General features: G+C 61.4%; 10 protein-coding genes and 2 tRNA genes. 3 read left to right on the top strand and 9 right to left on the bottom strand.

The features are described 5' to 3' along the window. Positions 1-46 precede the first annotated feature (46 nt). The 6 genes from odhB to sdhC all read right to left on the bottom strand — a co-directional run bounded on the left by odhB (position 47) and on the right by sdhC (position 7,994). Positions 47-1,648 (bottom strand): 2-oxoglutarate dehydrogenase complex dihydrolipoyllysine-residue succinyltransferase, encoded by a 1,602-nt coding sequence (odhB, locus tag BCL93_RS11875; protein WP_112055491.1) that lies wholly within the window; start codon positions 1,646-1,648, stop codon positions 47-49. A 43-nt stretch (positions 1,649-1,691) separates the two neighbouring features. After that, positions 1,692-4,526 carry a 2-oxoglutarate dehydrogenase E1 component gene (locus BCL93_RS11880; protein WP_112055492.1) on the bottom strand — a complete coding sequence of 945 codons (2,835 nt, stop codon included), beginning with the start codon at positions 4,524-4,526 and terminating at the stop codon, positions 1,692-1,694. Between the two features lie 251 nt (positions 4,527-4,777). Then, positions 4,778-5,488 (bottom strand): succinate dehydrogenase iron-sulfur subunit, encoded by a 711-nt coding sequence (locus BCL93_RS11885; protein WP_112055493.1) that lies wholly within the window; start codon positions 5,486-5,488, stop codon positions 4,778-4,780. An 11-nt stretch (positions 5,489-5,499) separates the two neighbouring features. Then, positions 5,500-7,272, bottom strand: a complete 1,773-nt coding sequence (sdhA, locus tag BCL93_RS11890; protein WP_112055494.1) for a succinate dehydrogenase flavoprotein subunit — start codon at positions 7,270-7,272, stop codon at positions 5,500-5,502. A 3-nt stretch (positions 7,273-7,275) separates the two neighbouring features. After that, complete coding sequence (gene sdhD, locus BCL93_RS11895) at positions 7,276-7,623, bottom strand: succinate dehydrogenase, hydrophobic membrane anchor protein (RefSeq protein WP_112055495.1); 348 nt, start codon at positions 7,621-7,623, stop codon at positions 7,276-7,278. Next, positions 7,617-7,994 carry a succinate dehydrogenase, cytochrome b556 subunit gene (sdhC, locus tag BCL93_RS11900; RefSeq protein ID WP_112055496.1) on the bottom strand — a complete coding sequence of 126 codons (378 nt, stop codon included), beginning with the start codon at positions 7,992-7,994 and terminating at the stop codon, positions 7,617-7,619. Before sdhC ends, sdhD begins: the two co-directional genes overlap by 7 nt. Positions 7,995-8,397: 403 nt before the next feature. On the opposite strand from sdhC, the gene gltA reads away from it, so the two are divergent. After that, the gene (gene gltA, locus BCL93_RS11905; RefSeq protein ID WP_112055497.1) at positions 8,398-9,687 is read left to right on the top strand and encodes a citrate synthase; all 1,290 of its coding nucleotides are present in this window, start codon (positions 8,398-8,400) and stop codon (positions 9,685-9,687) included. 120 nt (positions 9,688-9,807) lie between these two features. Further along, entirely contained in the window at positions 9,808-10,734 is a 927-nt protein-coding gene (locus BCL93_RS11910; RefSeq protein WP_112055498.1) for an NAD(P)-dependent oxidoreductase, read from the top strand. Between the two features lie 856 nt (positions 10,735-11,590). Here BCL93_RS11910 and BCL93_RS11915 read toward each other — a convergent pair. The 3 genes from BCL93_RS11915 to gltX all read right to left on the bottom strand — a co-directional run bounded on the left by BCL93_RS11915 (position 11,591) and on the right by gltX (position 13,346). Next, positions 11,591-11,666 (bottom strand) — tRNA-Glu (locus BCL93_RS11915). 46 nt (positions 11,667-11,712) lie between these two features. Continuing rightward, positions 11,713-11,788, bottom strand: a tRNA-Ala gene (locus tag BCL93_RS11920). A 79-nt stretch (positions 11,789-11,867) separates the two neighbouring features. Beyond that, complete coding sequence (gltX, locus tag BCL93_RS11925) at positions 11,868-13,346, bottom strand: glutamate--tRNA ligase (protein ID WP_112055575.1); 1,479 nt, start codon at positions 13,344-13,346, stop codon at positions 11,868-11,870. 164 nt (positions 13,347-13,510) lie between these two features. On the opposite strand from gltX, the gene BCL93_RS11930 reads away from it, so the two are divergent. Then, positions 13,511-14,251, top strand: coding sequence for an SDR family NAD(P)-dependent oxidoreductase (locus BCL93_RS11930; protein WP_112055499.1), 741 nt, complete (start codon positions 13,511-13,513; stop codon positions 14,249-14,251). Positions 14,252-14,280: the final 29 nt, after the last annotated feature.

Below are 14,280 nucleotides of genomic sequence, written 5' to 3' on the forward strand. Positions count from 1 at the left end.
TTCCTTCCTGTTTTCGGTTCGCTTGAATCGTTGGCGTCACGCCGGCTCAGATATCGAGCAGCAGGCGTGCCGGGTCCTCGAGGAGTTCCTTGATGGTCACCAGGAACTGGACCGCATCCTTGCCATCGATCATGCGGTGATCGTATGACACGGCAAGATACATCATCGGACGAATCTCGACCTTGCCGTTCACCGCCATCGGGCGTTCCTGGATCTTGTGCATGCCAAGGATCGCAGTCTGCGGCGGGTTGAGGATCGGCGTCGACATCAGCGAACCGAAGATGCCGCCGTTGGTAATGGTGAAGGTACCGCCCTGCATTTCATCGATGCCGAGCTTGCCAGCGCGGGCCCGCTTGCCGAAGTCGACGATGGTCTTCTCGACATCGGCGATCTTCATGCTGTCGGTGTCACGCAGCACCGGCACGACCAGACCACGCTCGGTGGACACGGCAACGCCGATATCCTGATAGCCGTGGTAGACGATGTCGCTGCCGTCGATGGAAGCGTTTACGTCCGGGAAGCGCTTGAGCGCCTCGGAGGCCGCCTTGACGAAGAAGCCCATGAAGCCGAGCTTGGTGTCGTGCGCCTTGAGGAAGGTGTCCTTGTACTGAGCGCGCAGATCCATCACCGCGCCCATGTCCACCTCATTGTAGGTGGTAAGCATGGCAGCGGTCTGCTGCGCTTCGACCAGACGCTTGGCAATGGTCTTGCGCAGACGGCTCATCGGCACGCGCTTCTCGGGGCGCTCGCCTTCGACGACCGGAGCGGTAGCAGCCGGCGCCGCGGCACTGGTCGGTGCCTTGGACTTCTTGGCGCTACCTTCCTTGACGGCCTTCTGGACGTCTTCTTTCAGCACGCGACCACCCTTGCCGGTGCCTTCGATCTTGGCCACGTCTAGGTCATGCTCGGCGACCATCTTGCGCGCCGCCGGGGCGAGAATCTTATCGCCGACCTTCTCGTCACTGCCTTGGTCGTCGCTGCCTTGATCGCTGCTGTCCTGAGACGCAGAGGCGCTGCCCTTGTCGGCCGAAGCGGCATCGCCGCCGGCGCCTTCGGCGAAGCTTGCCAGCACGGCCTCGGACTCGACCTGAGCGCCTTCCTCGACCTTGATCTCAGAGAGCGCGCCGTCGGCCGGTGCGACCACCTCGAGCACCACCTTGTCGGTCTCGATGTCGACCAGCACTTCATCGCGCTTGACCGCTTCACCGACCTTCTTGTGCCAGGTCGCGACCGTGCCTTCCTGGATGGACTCCGGGAAGGTCGGCGCCTTGACGTCATGGGACTTACCGGAGGCCTCGGCCTTCGGGGCCGGCTCGGCATCGCTCTTGTCTGCGTCGCTCTTGCCAGAGGCCTGGTCAGCAGACTTGTCGTCGGCTTTGGGCTCGGCTTTGGGCTCGGCCTTGGCCTCACCTGCTGCGCCGAGGATGCCCAGGACCTGCTCGGAGGCGACAGTGTCGCCTTCTTCGGCCTTGATCTCGCTCAGTGTGCCGGCCTCGGGTGCCACGACCTCGAGCACCACCTTGTCGGTCTCGATTTCGACGATCAGTTCGTCACGCTCGACGCTGTCACCCGGCTTCTTGTGCCAGGCAGCGACGCTGCCCTCGGCAACGGATTCCGGAAAGGTTGGCGCTTTGATCTCGGTAGCCATTGAATTTCCCTTGTGTGTTCTCTCTCGTCCGATGGAGACGCCTTCAGGCGTTGAAGGCGTCGTCCACCAGTTGGCGCTGCTGTTCTACGTGCACGGACATATAGCCGGCGGCCGGGGCCGCAGAGGCGGGACGACCGGCAAACTTCAGGTCGCGACCCATGCCTTCGCGCAGCATGTCGGCGACAACCCGCATGTGATGCTGGCTCTGATACCAGGCGCCCTGGTTGAGCGGCTCTTCCTGACACCAGACGACCTGCTCGAGGTTCGGATAGACCTTGAGGGCCGCCTGCAGCTCTTCCTTCGGGAAGGGGTAGACCTGCTCGATGCGCACCACCGCGGTGTCTTCACGCTCGTTCTCGGCACGGTAGGCGGCGAGATCATAGTAGACCTTGCCGGAACACAGCACCGCCCGCTTGACCTTATCGGCCTCGAGTTTGCCCTGATCAGGCAGCACCATCTGGAACTTGCCGTGGGCCAGTTCCTCGAGGGTGGACGTCGCTTCCTTGTGGCGCAGCAGGCTCTTCGGCGACATCACCACCAGCGGTTTTCTGAGCGGACGAATCACCTGACGACGCAGCAGATGGAAGATCTGCGCCGGGGTCGTCGGCACGCAGACCTGCATGTTGTGCTCGGCACACAGCTGCAGGAAGCGCTCGAGACGCGCCGAGGAGTGCTCGGGCCCCTGCCCCTCATACCCGTGAGGCAGCAGCATGGTCAGGCCACACAGCCGCCCCCACTTGGTCTCGCCCGAAGAGATGAACTGGTCGACCACCACCTGGGCGCCGTTGAAGAAGTCCCCGAACTGGGCCTCCCACACATCAAGCGCATTGGGCATGGTGGTGGAATAGCCGTACTCGAAGGCAAGCACGGCTTCTTCCGAGAGGAAGGAGTCGTGGATGGTGAAGCGCGGCTGACCGTCGGCGATGTGCTCAAGCGGCACATAGGTGCTGCCGTCCTTCTGGTTGTGCACCACCGCGTGGCGGTGGGAGAAGGTGCCGCGACCACTGTCCTGACCGGTAATGCGGATCGGATGGCCCTGATCGAGCAGCGTGGCGTAGGCCAGGGTTTCGGCGAAGCCCCAGTTCAGCGCCATGCCGCCGGCGACCATCTTGCGACGGTCCTCGTAGATCTTGGCGACCTGCCGCTGGACCTGAATGCCGTCCGGCACCTCGCACATCTTGTTGGCGAGCTGCTGCATGCGCTTCATGTCGACGGTGGTATCGGCATCGCCGGTCCACTCATGGCCCAGATACGGCGCCCAGTCGACGAACAGCGACGTATTCGGCTCCTTGACCAGCGCGTTGGCCACATGGTTGCCGGCCATCAGGTCGTCGCGATACTTCTCCATCTGCGCCTTGGCATCGTCTTCAGTGATGATGCCCTCATCGACCAGCCGCTTGACGAAGTGCGTGCGCGCCGACGGATGATTCTTGATCTTCTGATACATCATCGGCTGCGTGCCGGACGGCTCGTCGGCTTCGTTGTGGCCGCGACGACGGTAGCAGACCAGGTCGATGACCACGTCACGCTTGAACTGATGACGATAGTCGATGGCGACCTGGGTCGCGTGCAGCACGGCGTCCGGGTCGTCACCGTTGACGTGGAAGATCGGCGCCTGAACCATCTTGGCGATGTCGGTGCAGTACTCGGTAGAGCGCGTATCGCCAGGATGCGAGGTGGTGAAGCCGACCTGGTTGTTGATCACGATGTGCACCGTGCCACCGGTCTTGTAGGCACGGGTCTGCGACATCTGGAAGGTTTCCATGACTACGCCTTGCCCTGCTAGGGCCGCGTCACCATGGATGTTGATCGGCAGCACCTTGCTGCCATCGCTGTCGTCGCGACGGTCCTGACGGGCCCGCACCGAGCCTTCGACCACCGGGGAGACGATCTCCAGGTGGGACGGGTTGAACGCCAGCGCCAGGTGAACTTCGCCACCACTGGTCATCACATTCGAGCTGAAGCCCTGGTGATACTTGACGTCGCCGGAGCCCTGAGAGATCACCTTCTTACCGTCGAATTCCTCGATCAGCTCGGAGGGGCTCTTGCCCAGAATGTTGACCAGCAGGTTGAGGCGACCGCGGTGCGCCATGCCGATGACGACTTCCTTGGTGCCATAGCCGCCGGCCCGCTGGATGATCTCGTCCATCATCGGAATAAAGGTCTCGCCACCCTCGAGCCCGAAGCGCTTGGTGCCCGGGTACTTGGACGCCAGGTAGCTTTCCAGACCCTCGGCCGCCGTCAGCCGCTCGAGCACGTGCTTGCGTACGTCCGGGCTGAACTTGGGCTTGGAGCGCACCGACTCGAAACGCTGCTGCAGCCAGCGTTTCTCTTCGGTGTCGACGATGTGCATGATCTCGCAGCCGATGGAGCGGCAGTAGGTCTGCTCCAGGGCGTCGACGATTTCCTTGAGCGGCGCCTTGTCCTTGCCCAGGAAGAAAGACCCGGTCTGGAACTCGGTATCCAGGTCGGCCTTGGTCAGCTGGTGGAAGGACAGGTCGAGATCCGGCACCGGCACCTGACTGCGCAGGTTCAGGGGATCGATATCGGCCTTCTGGTGGCCACGAAAGCGATACGCATTGATCAGCTGAAGAACTTTGACCTGCTTCTTGCTCTCACCGCTGTCGACGCTGGCAACGGCCTGTGTGCCACGACGGGACTGGCCGAGCTGATAGAACTGGTCGCGAATCGGACTTAGCGGAATATCCTGGGAGGGGCTGCCATCCGGGCGGGGCAATTGATCAAAGTAATTGCGCCACTCGTCGGGGACAGCGTTTGGATCGACGAGGTACTGTTCGTATAGCGCTTCCACATAGTGGGCATTTCCGCCACTGACATGGGAGGTGCGCCACATCAACTCCATTATGCCTTCTTGCATGTCTCGGTCACCCTACACTGATGGGGTGTTATCGGCGCCATCTACGGCATCGCCGCATCGGCGTGACTGTTGCCCTGCCGGTTGGGCTTGTGTCCTGATCCGGCGAGCTTCGGCACGAACCGTAAGCCCAGGTCTCGATCGTCAAAAGCCGGTGCACAGGGCACCGGCTCTTGGCGACGGGGCCGGCTCAGCCGCGGCGAAACGCCACGGCCTGAGATCGGCGCCCATGATAGCAAGACGAGCGCGACGATTTAAGTGGCATTCGCCAGCAGCATCTCGCGGATCTTGCCGATCGCCCGCGTCGGGTTGAGACCCTTCGGGCAGACCGCGACACAGTTCATGATCCCACGGCAGCGGAAGACGCTGAACGGATCCTCGAGTTCGGCGAGACGCTCACTGGTCGCCTCGTCACGCGAGTCGGCCAGGAAGCGGTAGGCCTGCAGCAGGCCGGCCGGTCCGACGAACTTGTCCGGGTTCCACCAGAACGACGGGCAGGACGTCGAGCAGCAGGCGCACAGGATGCACTCGTAGAGACCGTCGAGCTTGTCGCGATCTTCCGGCGACTGCAGGCGCTCGATGGCCGGCTCCGGCGTGTCGTTCTGCAGGTACGGCTGAATACGCTCGTACTGCTTGTAGAACAGGGCCATATCGACCACCAGGTCACGAATGACCGGCAGGCCGGGCAGCGGACGCAGGGTCAGCTTGCCGCCCTTGACCACTTCAGACAGCGGCGTGATGCAGGCCAGGCCGTTCTTGCCGTTCATGTTCATACCGTCGGAGCCACAGACCCCTTCCCGGCAGCTGCGACGATAGGCCATGGAGCTGTCCTGCTCCTTGATCATGGCCAGGACATTCAGAACCATTACATCGCGGCCCTGAGTGTCCACCTGAAACTCCTGCATGTACGGCGCGGAGTCGGTTTCCGGATTGTAGCGGTAGACGGATACCTGAAGCATGGACATCGTGGACCCCCTTAGTAGGTACGGACTTTAGGCTCGAAGGTGTCGACGGTCTTCGGCGTGAAGTTGACGTCGCGCTTACCCAGCGTTTTGGTGGCCGGGAAGAACAGCGAGTGCTTCAGCCAGTTGACATCGTCACGGTCCGGATAGTCGTAACGGGAATGCGCACCGCGGCTTTCCTTGCGTTCCAGCGCAGAAATCGCGGTGGCCTCGGCCACTTCCATCAGGTTGTCGAGCTCCAGGGCTTCGACACGTGCGGTATTGAAGGCATTCGACTTGTCGCCCAGGTGAGCGTTGTTGATCCGCTCACGCAGTTCGGCGAGCTTCTTGACGCCTTCCTGCATGTTGTCTTCCTGGCGGAAGACGCCGAAGGCGCTCTGCATGATGTCCTGCAGCTCGGCCTTGAGGGCCGGCACGGACTCGCCGCCGCTGGACTCGTTCCAGCGATTCAGGCGCGTCATGGCCGCGTCAATGTCGGACTGAGTGGCGTCAAGGTACTCGATGCCCTCATTCAGCGCGCCTTCGATGTACATGCCGGCAGCGCGGCCGAACACCACCAGGTCGAGCAGCGAGTTGCCGCCCAGACGGTTGGCACCGTGAACCGACACGCAGGCCGCTTCGCCACAGGCGAACAGGCCGTTGACGATCTGATCGTTGCCGTCCTCGTCCTGCATGACCGCCTGGCCGTGAATGTTGGTGGGGATACCGCCCATCATGTAGTGGCAGGTCGGCACGACCGGGATCGGCTCCTTGGCAGGATCGACATGAGCAAAGGTCTTGGACAGCTCGACGATGCCCGGCAGGCGCTTGCCGAGGACGTCCTCGCCAAGGTGGTCAAGCTTCAGGAAGACGTGATCGCCCTTCTCGCCACAGCCGCGGCCTTCGAGGATCTCCAGGACCATGGAACGGGCGACCACATCGCGGCCGGCCAGATCCTTGGCGTTCGGCGCATAACGCTCCATGAAGCGCTCGCCGTCCTTGTTGATCAGATAACCACCCTCGCCGCGGCAGCCCTCGGTGACCAAGGTGCCGGCGCCGTAGATACCGGTCGGGTGGAACTGCCACATCTCCATGTCCTGCATCGGGAAGCCCGCACGCATGGCCATGCCGATGCCGTCGCCGGTATTGATCAGGGCGTTGGTAGTGGAGGCGTAGATACGGCCAGCACCGCCGGTCGCCAGCACGGTGGCCTTGGACTTGACGTGCACCACTTCGCCGGTCTCGATGCACATGGCGATACAACCCACCACGTCGCCGTTGGCGTTCTTGACCAGATCGACCGCATACCACTCGTTGAGGAAGGTGGTGTTGTTCTTCAGGTTGTTCTGATAAAGCGTGTGCAGCAGCGCATGGCCGGTACGGTCGGCGGCCGCACAGGTACGTGCCGCCTGACCGCCCTTGCCGAAGTCCTTGGACTGACCGCCGAACGGACGCTGATAGATGCGGCCGTTGTCGAAGCGGGAGAACGGCAGGCCCATGTGCTCGAGCTCGAACACCGCCTTGGGACCTTCAGAACACATGTACTCGGCCGCGTCCTGGTCGGCGATGTAGTCGCCGCCCTTGACGGTGTCATACATGTGCCAGCGCCAGTCGTCGTCCGGATCGGAGGACGCGATGGCACAGGTGATACCGCCCTGAGCAGACACGGTATGCGAGCGAGTCGGGAAGACCTTGGAGAGTACCGCGGTCTTCTTGCCGGACTTGGCCAGCTCGAGAGCGGCACGCAGGCCGGAGCCGCCACCACCGATGATGATTGCGTCGAAGGTCAGGCTACGCATGTTAGACATTTATCAGGCTCCCCACAGGACTTGAACGCCCCACACCAGAAAGACAAAGATGGCCAGGATGATCACGGCCTGGGCTGCGAGACGGATGGCGGTCGGCTTCAGGTAATCGGTGGTCACCGTCCACAGGCCAATCCAGGCGTGGGCGGCCATCGACACGAAGGCGAGCAGCGAGAAGATACGCATCCAGGTCGAGCCGAACAGGCCGCTCCAAGTGGCGTAGTCAAGGTTCGGGTGCAGCAGCAGATAGCCGACCATGAAGAGCGTGTAAAGCGCCAGAATGACGGCCGAGGCGCGCTGGATCAGCCAATCAGACAGGCCGCTACGACCGAAGTTCGTGATGTTGGTTACCATACCCAGACTCCTGCCAGAATCACCAGAACGGCGCTGATCACGACGGTGATCTGCGCCTTCTTGATACCGCCCTCAAGGGTCACACCAATGTCAGCATCCATCAGCAAGTGCTTGATGCCGGCCACGAAGTGAAAGGCCAGGGCGGACAGCATGCCCCAAGTGATCAACTTGGCCAGGAAGTTGTGGGCAATCGCATCGCTTACAGCCTCAAATCCCTGCGGGGAAGACAGCGACGTGTCCAGCGCCCAGAAGGCGAAGATCAGGCCGATGAAGAGGATGACGCCTGTGATGCGGTGAGCGATCGACGTTAGTGCCGGGAGGGGGAACTTGATCGTACTGAGATCGAGATTTACGGGTCGTTTGCTATTCACGGCTCTTTACACACTCTCTTGGCCCGCTGTGGGTGCGTCGGGACTAGTGCCCGAGCGGGCGGTGGTTTTGAGGAAGGGCTCGGCCGTCTGCCAAGTCGACACGACCATACCTGTAGGCCAGTCGCGCGGAGTGGATTATAGGGATTGGGCGCAACCATGACAAATTGCGACAACCGGAGCCCCGCTAGTTACGCCTTGACCCATACCGGGAAAGGCGCACAATGATGCAAAGCACCAATAACTGTACAAAACAAGTACAGAAATCACAAGATTGCACAAGGCGGCCCGCCCAATGGCGAATTGACAATCCTTGGATCGCTTCTATAGTGGGCTAACTTTTTTTGCCCGTACATCAAGCGAGTCAAGGACTTATCGCCGGATACCAGACAATGAGGAGCCTAGCATGGCTGACAGAAAAGCACATTTGACGATAGATGGTCTGGACGAGGCTATCGAGCTGCCGGTCTATTCCGGCACCGCGGGCCCCGACGTCATCGACGTGCGCAAGCTTAGCGCGGCGGGCCTGTTCACTTATGACCCAGGCTTCATGGCAACCTCCGCCACCGAGTCAGCCATTACCTTCATCGATGGCGGCAACGGCATTTTGCTGCATCGTGGCTACCCGATCGACCAGCTGGCCGCTCACTCTGACTTCCCGGAGCTCTCCTACTTGCTGCTGTTCGGCGAACTGCCGACCGCCGAACAGTACGAAGAGTTCGAGCGCACCGTGCGCAGCCACACCATGGTCCACGAGCAACTGTCCAACTTCTATAAGGGCTTCCGTCGCGACGCCCACCCGATGTCGATCATGTGCGGTGTGATCGGTGGCCTGGCCGCCTTCTATCACGACCATATGGACATCACGCGCGAGGAGGACCGCCGCATCAGCGCGATTCGTCTGATCGCCAAGATGCCAACACTGGCTGCCATGTGTCATAAGTACAACATCGGCCAGCCCTTCATGTATCCGCGTAATGACCTGAATTACGCCGAGAACTTCCTGTACATGATGTTCGGCAACCCCTGCGAGACCTACGAGATCAACCCGGTGTTCGCCAAGGCCATGGACCGCATCTTCATGCTGCATGCCGACCATGAGCAGAACGCCTCGACCTCTACGGTTCGCCTGGCCGGCTCCACTGGCGCCAATCCTTACGCCTGCATCAGCGCCGGTATTGCAGCACTCTGGGGCCCGGCCCACGGCGGCGCCAACGAGGCCGTGCTGAACATGCTCGACGAGATCGGCGACGATTCCGAGGAGAACATCCAGGCCTTCATCGATCGCGCCAAGGACAAGAACGACCCGTTCAAGCTGATGGGTTTCGGCCACCGGGTCTATCGCAACTTCGACCCGCGCGCCAAGGTCATGAAGGAAACCTGCGACCAGGTACTCAGCGAACTGGGCATGGCCGACGACCCGCAGCTCAAGATCGCCAAGCGCCTCGAACAGATCGCCTTGGAAGACGACTACTTCATCGAGCGCAAGCTCTATCCCAACGTCGACTTCTATTCCGGCATCATCCTCAAGGCGATTGGCATTCCCACCAACATGTTCACGGTGATCTTTGCGGTGTCGCGCACCATCGGCTGGATCTCGCACTGGAACGAGATGATCAGCAGCGGCAATTACAAGATCGGCCGCCCGCGCCAGCTCTACACCGGCTACACCCAGCGCGATTACCCGGCCAAGTAAGCCAACGTGATTGCGTCATGAATGAAAGAGGTCGCCCACGGGCGGCCTCTTTTTGCATGCCTCTAGTGGCGCGTGCTCTTATTTGCGTATGACTCGAATTGCGCATGCCCTGATTTGCGTATGCCCCGACGACGGTGGCTGCCAATCCACAAGGAGATCAAGATGAGTGACAACGCCATCCAGACCGTCAGCTTCATTGGCCTTGGCGTCATGGGGTATCCCATGGCCGGTCACCTGGCCAAGGCAGGCTATACGGTGCGGGTCTACAACCGCACCGCCGCCAAGGCCGAGACCTGGACAAACGACTATGCCGGCAGCCATCACGCCACGCCCAAGGAAGCCGCCGAGGGGGCCGACCTGGTACTGGTATGCGTCGGAAACGATGATGACGTACGCCAGGTCTCGCTGGGCGAGGACGGCGCCCTTCACGGCATGCACGAGGGCGCGGTGCTGGTCGATCACACCACCGCCTCGGCCAACCTGGCACATGAGCTCGATGCCGCTTGCCGGGCGCAGGGAGTTGCCTTTATCGATGCCCCGGTCTCGGGCGGCCAACAGGGGGCAGAGAAGGGAGCCCTGACGATCATGTGCGGTGGCGAAGAAGCCGATTTCCAGCGCGTGCAGGGCGCCCTTGACGTCTATGCGCGGGCACTCAACCTGCTCGGCCCTGCCGGCAGCGGCCAGATGACCAAGATGGTCAACCAGATCTGCATCGCCGGCGTCGTTCAGGGTCTTGCCGAGGGCCTGCACTTCGCTGAACAGGCGGGGCTCGATCGCGAACAGGTCATTGAGGTGATTTCCCAGGGAGCCGCCGGCTCATGGCAGATGGAAAATCGCCACAAGACCATGATCGAGAATGAGTACGACCATGGCTTCGCGGTGAACTGGATGCGCAAGGACCTGGCCATCTGCCTCGACCAAGCGCGAGAGCTCGACGCCCGCCTGCCCATCACCGCACTGGTCGATCAATTCTACGGCGATGTCCAGGCCATGGGCGGAGGCCGCTGGGACACCTCATCGCTGCTCAAGCGCCTCCGCCGCGACTGACGCCACCCGCTGACCGCTACCACCTACCCACTCAGACGCTTCCACCCAAGGCCCGGGCGCTCCCCGGGCCGACTTGTCACCCCATCCGCCCCGCAATATCTCCCCCCTATCGGCATCGTCAGCCTCGGCATGGCGCGACTCACCATATAACGACTCACCATATAACGACTCACCATGAACCGACCCAACATGGAAAGGCTCAGCCTGGAAGCCACCGACATCCCGACAAGGCCTCACGCTGGCATTCGATACAGGCCGCGACGCCTGACAGAACGCAAGGCATGAAACAGGAACAGCGGGGGATTTACCCTTGCTTACTGCACAAGGTTTGTCGAAGCCTCATACCGGCAATTCCTGCTTTGGGGTCGATCGGAGGGCACGATGGACACTGGTTTTTGCCTGCCGTTGGCCTTGGTACCCCAGCTGTTTACAGGCCTCATCGCGTTTTCCACACTTTCTGTGGATAAGTCTGTTTAAAACCTTGAGAAAACTGCCAGCAGCCACCATGACAGGGGGGTTACGCTCAGATTGATTATTTTTTGACCAATAGTAACTTGTTGATTTTAATGCTTTTATTTAAAATTGCGTGACAGGGGTTGACGAGTACAAGAATTATGCACAAGACGAAGCGGCGACAAAGGGGACGTGGACAACTCGGCGCCCATGTCAAGTATCAAGAAGGCCAAATCGGCGGATGACGCCAGAATCGGCTATAGCGGAGCGGACATGACCCGAAGTCACCAGAACGGTGTAGGTCAAGTTCAATAGAAGGGGGATCAGACGGAATGACAGCGACAAAAAAAGACGCCTCGGGCGTCTGGTCTCTTATGCTGACAACTGCTGTAGGAGAATCGGGTGGCGTCCCATAGGGGGTTCGAACCCCTGTCACTGCCGTGAAAGGGCAGTGTCCTGGACCACTAGACGAATGGGACGCATTGTAACCCGTTCTTTTTCCGAAATGAGAATTTCGGACGAGATTGGTGGAGCCTAGCGGGATCGAACCGCTGACCTCAACACTGCCAGTGTTGCGCTCTCCCAGCTGAGCTAAGGCCCCGTGTCTCTCGAGAACGAGGCGTATATTACTGATGCGCCCCGCTCTCGTCAATATACTTCGGCAACTTTATCGTAGCGACCTATAGCTCGCGGAATTCCTTCTCGAGGCGCTTGGCCTGCTTCTTCGACACGCCCCCGAGCACCGCGATGGCGTGGCGCAAACGCGCGCGAGTCATGTCGGAGCCGAGGATGGCCATGGCATCCATCACCGAGGTGGAAGTCGCCGAGCCGGTGATCGCGATGAACACCGGCGCCAGGAAGGCCTTCATCTTGAGCTCGAAGTGCTCGCCCAGCAGTTTGACCTCAGCAAGCAGCGACTCCTTGTCCCAGCGGGTCACGCCCTCGAGGCGCCAGACCAAGAACTGCAGCAGCTTGACCAGCTCATCACGCTCGAGCTTAACGCTTGAAAAGCTCGACTCATCGATGGCCGGCAGACCCGAGAAGAAGTGCCCGGCCAGCGGCATTACCTGGGACAGGGTATCCACCCGGGGGCGCACCTGAGGCAGGATCTCGCGGACATAGTCTTCGTTGAAGGCCCAGTCGCGCAGCGCCTGCAGTAGGGCCGCATCGTCCAGATCCTCGCGGATATAGACGCCGTTGAGCCAGGTCAGCTTCTCCAAGTCGAAAACCGGGCCGCCGAGGGACACACGCTGCACATCGAAGTGCGCCATCATCTCGTCGAGGGTGAATTTCTCGCGCTCGTCGGGCATCGACCAGCCCATGCGACCCAGGTAGTTGGTGACGGCCTGTGGCAGGAAACCCATGCGACGATAATAGTTGATCGAGGTTGGGTTCTTGCGCTTGGAGAGCTTCGACTTGTCCGGATTGCGCAGCAGCGGCATGTGGCAGAGGGTCGGCATCGGCCAGCCGAAATACTCATACAGCAGCTGATGCTTGGGCGCTGAGTTGATCCACTCTTCGCCGCGCAGCACATGGGTGATCCCCATCAGGTGGTCGTCGACCACATTGGCCAGATGGTAGGTCGGCATGCCGTCGGACTTGAGCAGGATCTGCGCATCGACCTGGGTCCACTCGACCTCAATAGTGCCACGCAGCATGTCCTCGACCACGCAGGTCCCTTCGCCGGGCACGTTCATGCGTACCACATAGGGCCAGCCCTCGGCCTCGCGACGCGCATGCTCCTCGGCGGGCAGTGCCAGGTCGGCCGGTTTGAGCGCCATGTGCTGACCGGCGGCCTTGCGCGACTCGCGCAGCTCGTCGAGCTCTTCACTGGTGCGGTAGCATTTGAAGGCATGTCCCGCTTCGAGCAGCTGACGGGCGTGCTCGGCATAGATATCACCGCGCTCGCTTTGCCGGTAGGGGCCATGGGGGCCGCCGACATCCGGGCCCTCGTCCCAATCCAGACCCAGCCATTGCAGGGAATCGAGAATCATCTGCTCGGATTCTGCGGTGGAGCGTTCGCGGTCGGTATCTTCGATGCGCAGGATGAACTGGCCACCGTGAGCGCGGGCGAAGCACAGGTTGAACAGTGCGATGTAGGCGGTGCCCACGTGGGGATCGCCGGTGGGGGACGGCGCGATGCGGGTACGTACGGTCATGTCGATCGATCCATGGGTGGTTGAAACCTGGTGGGGCATTATACGCACTCCCTCGTCCCCCATCAGCCGGGAATCATTCGCGCCTCGCCGAGTCCATAGCCCCACCGGCTCGACTTGGCTCTCTTGAGCTCCACCATGACAAGGACAACGACAAGGACGCGCCCATGCTCAAACATCTTCCCGATAACTTCACGGCCGTGATCACCGGCGCTGGCGGCGGCATCGGCCGGGCCATGCTCGAGGCGCTGCTTGAAAGCCCGCGCCTGGGATGCGTGATCGCCGTTTCACGCCAGACGCCTGACCATGACGACCCGCGCCTCACCCACCTGGCACTGGACGTCACCACCGACCAAGGCCTCGACGCGCTGGCGGACCACCTTGCTGGCACCCCCGTGCACCTCGTCTTCAATGCCATCGGCACCCTGCACGACGAACAACGCGGGATCGCCCCCGAGAAGAAACTCGATGAGCTAAGCTTCGCTGCCCTCGAGCATCTCTATCACATCAATGCGGCCACACCGGCGATGCTGCTTCAGGCACTGACGCCGTCGCTCAAGGGCAAGCATCCCACCATCTTCGCCAGCCTTTCGGCGCGGGTCGGCTCAATCGGCGACAACGGCCTCGGCGGCTGGTACGCCTATCGCGCCAGCAAGGCGGCCCACAACATGCTGCTGAAGGGCGCAAGCGTCGAACTCAGGCGTCTCAACAAGCAGGCCATCCTGCTAAGCCTGCACCCGGGGACCACCGATACCGCGCTATCCAAGCCCTTCCAGGCTCGGGTGCCCGAAGGCAAGCTGTTCACGCCTACCTTCGTGGCCGAACGGCTACTCGAGGTAATGGATGCCCGCACCCCCGCCGACAGCGGCAGCTTTTGGGACTGGGCCGGAGAGCCGATCCCCTGGTAAGCGCATTTGCTTGGAGCATCTGCTTACGG

It is taken from the genome of Onishia taeanensis, from assembly GCF_003268885.1.
GTDB classification, from domain to species: domain Bacteria; phylum Pseudomonadota; class Gammaproteobacteria; order Pseudomonadales; family Halomonadaceae; genus Onishia; species Onishia taeanensis_A.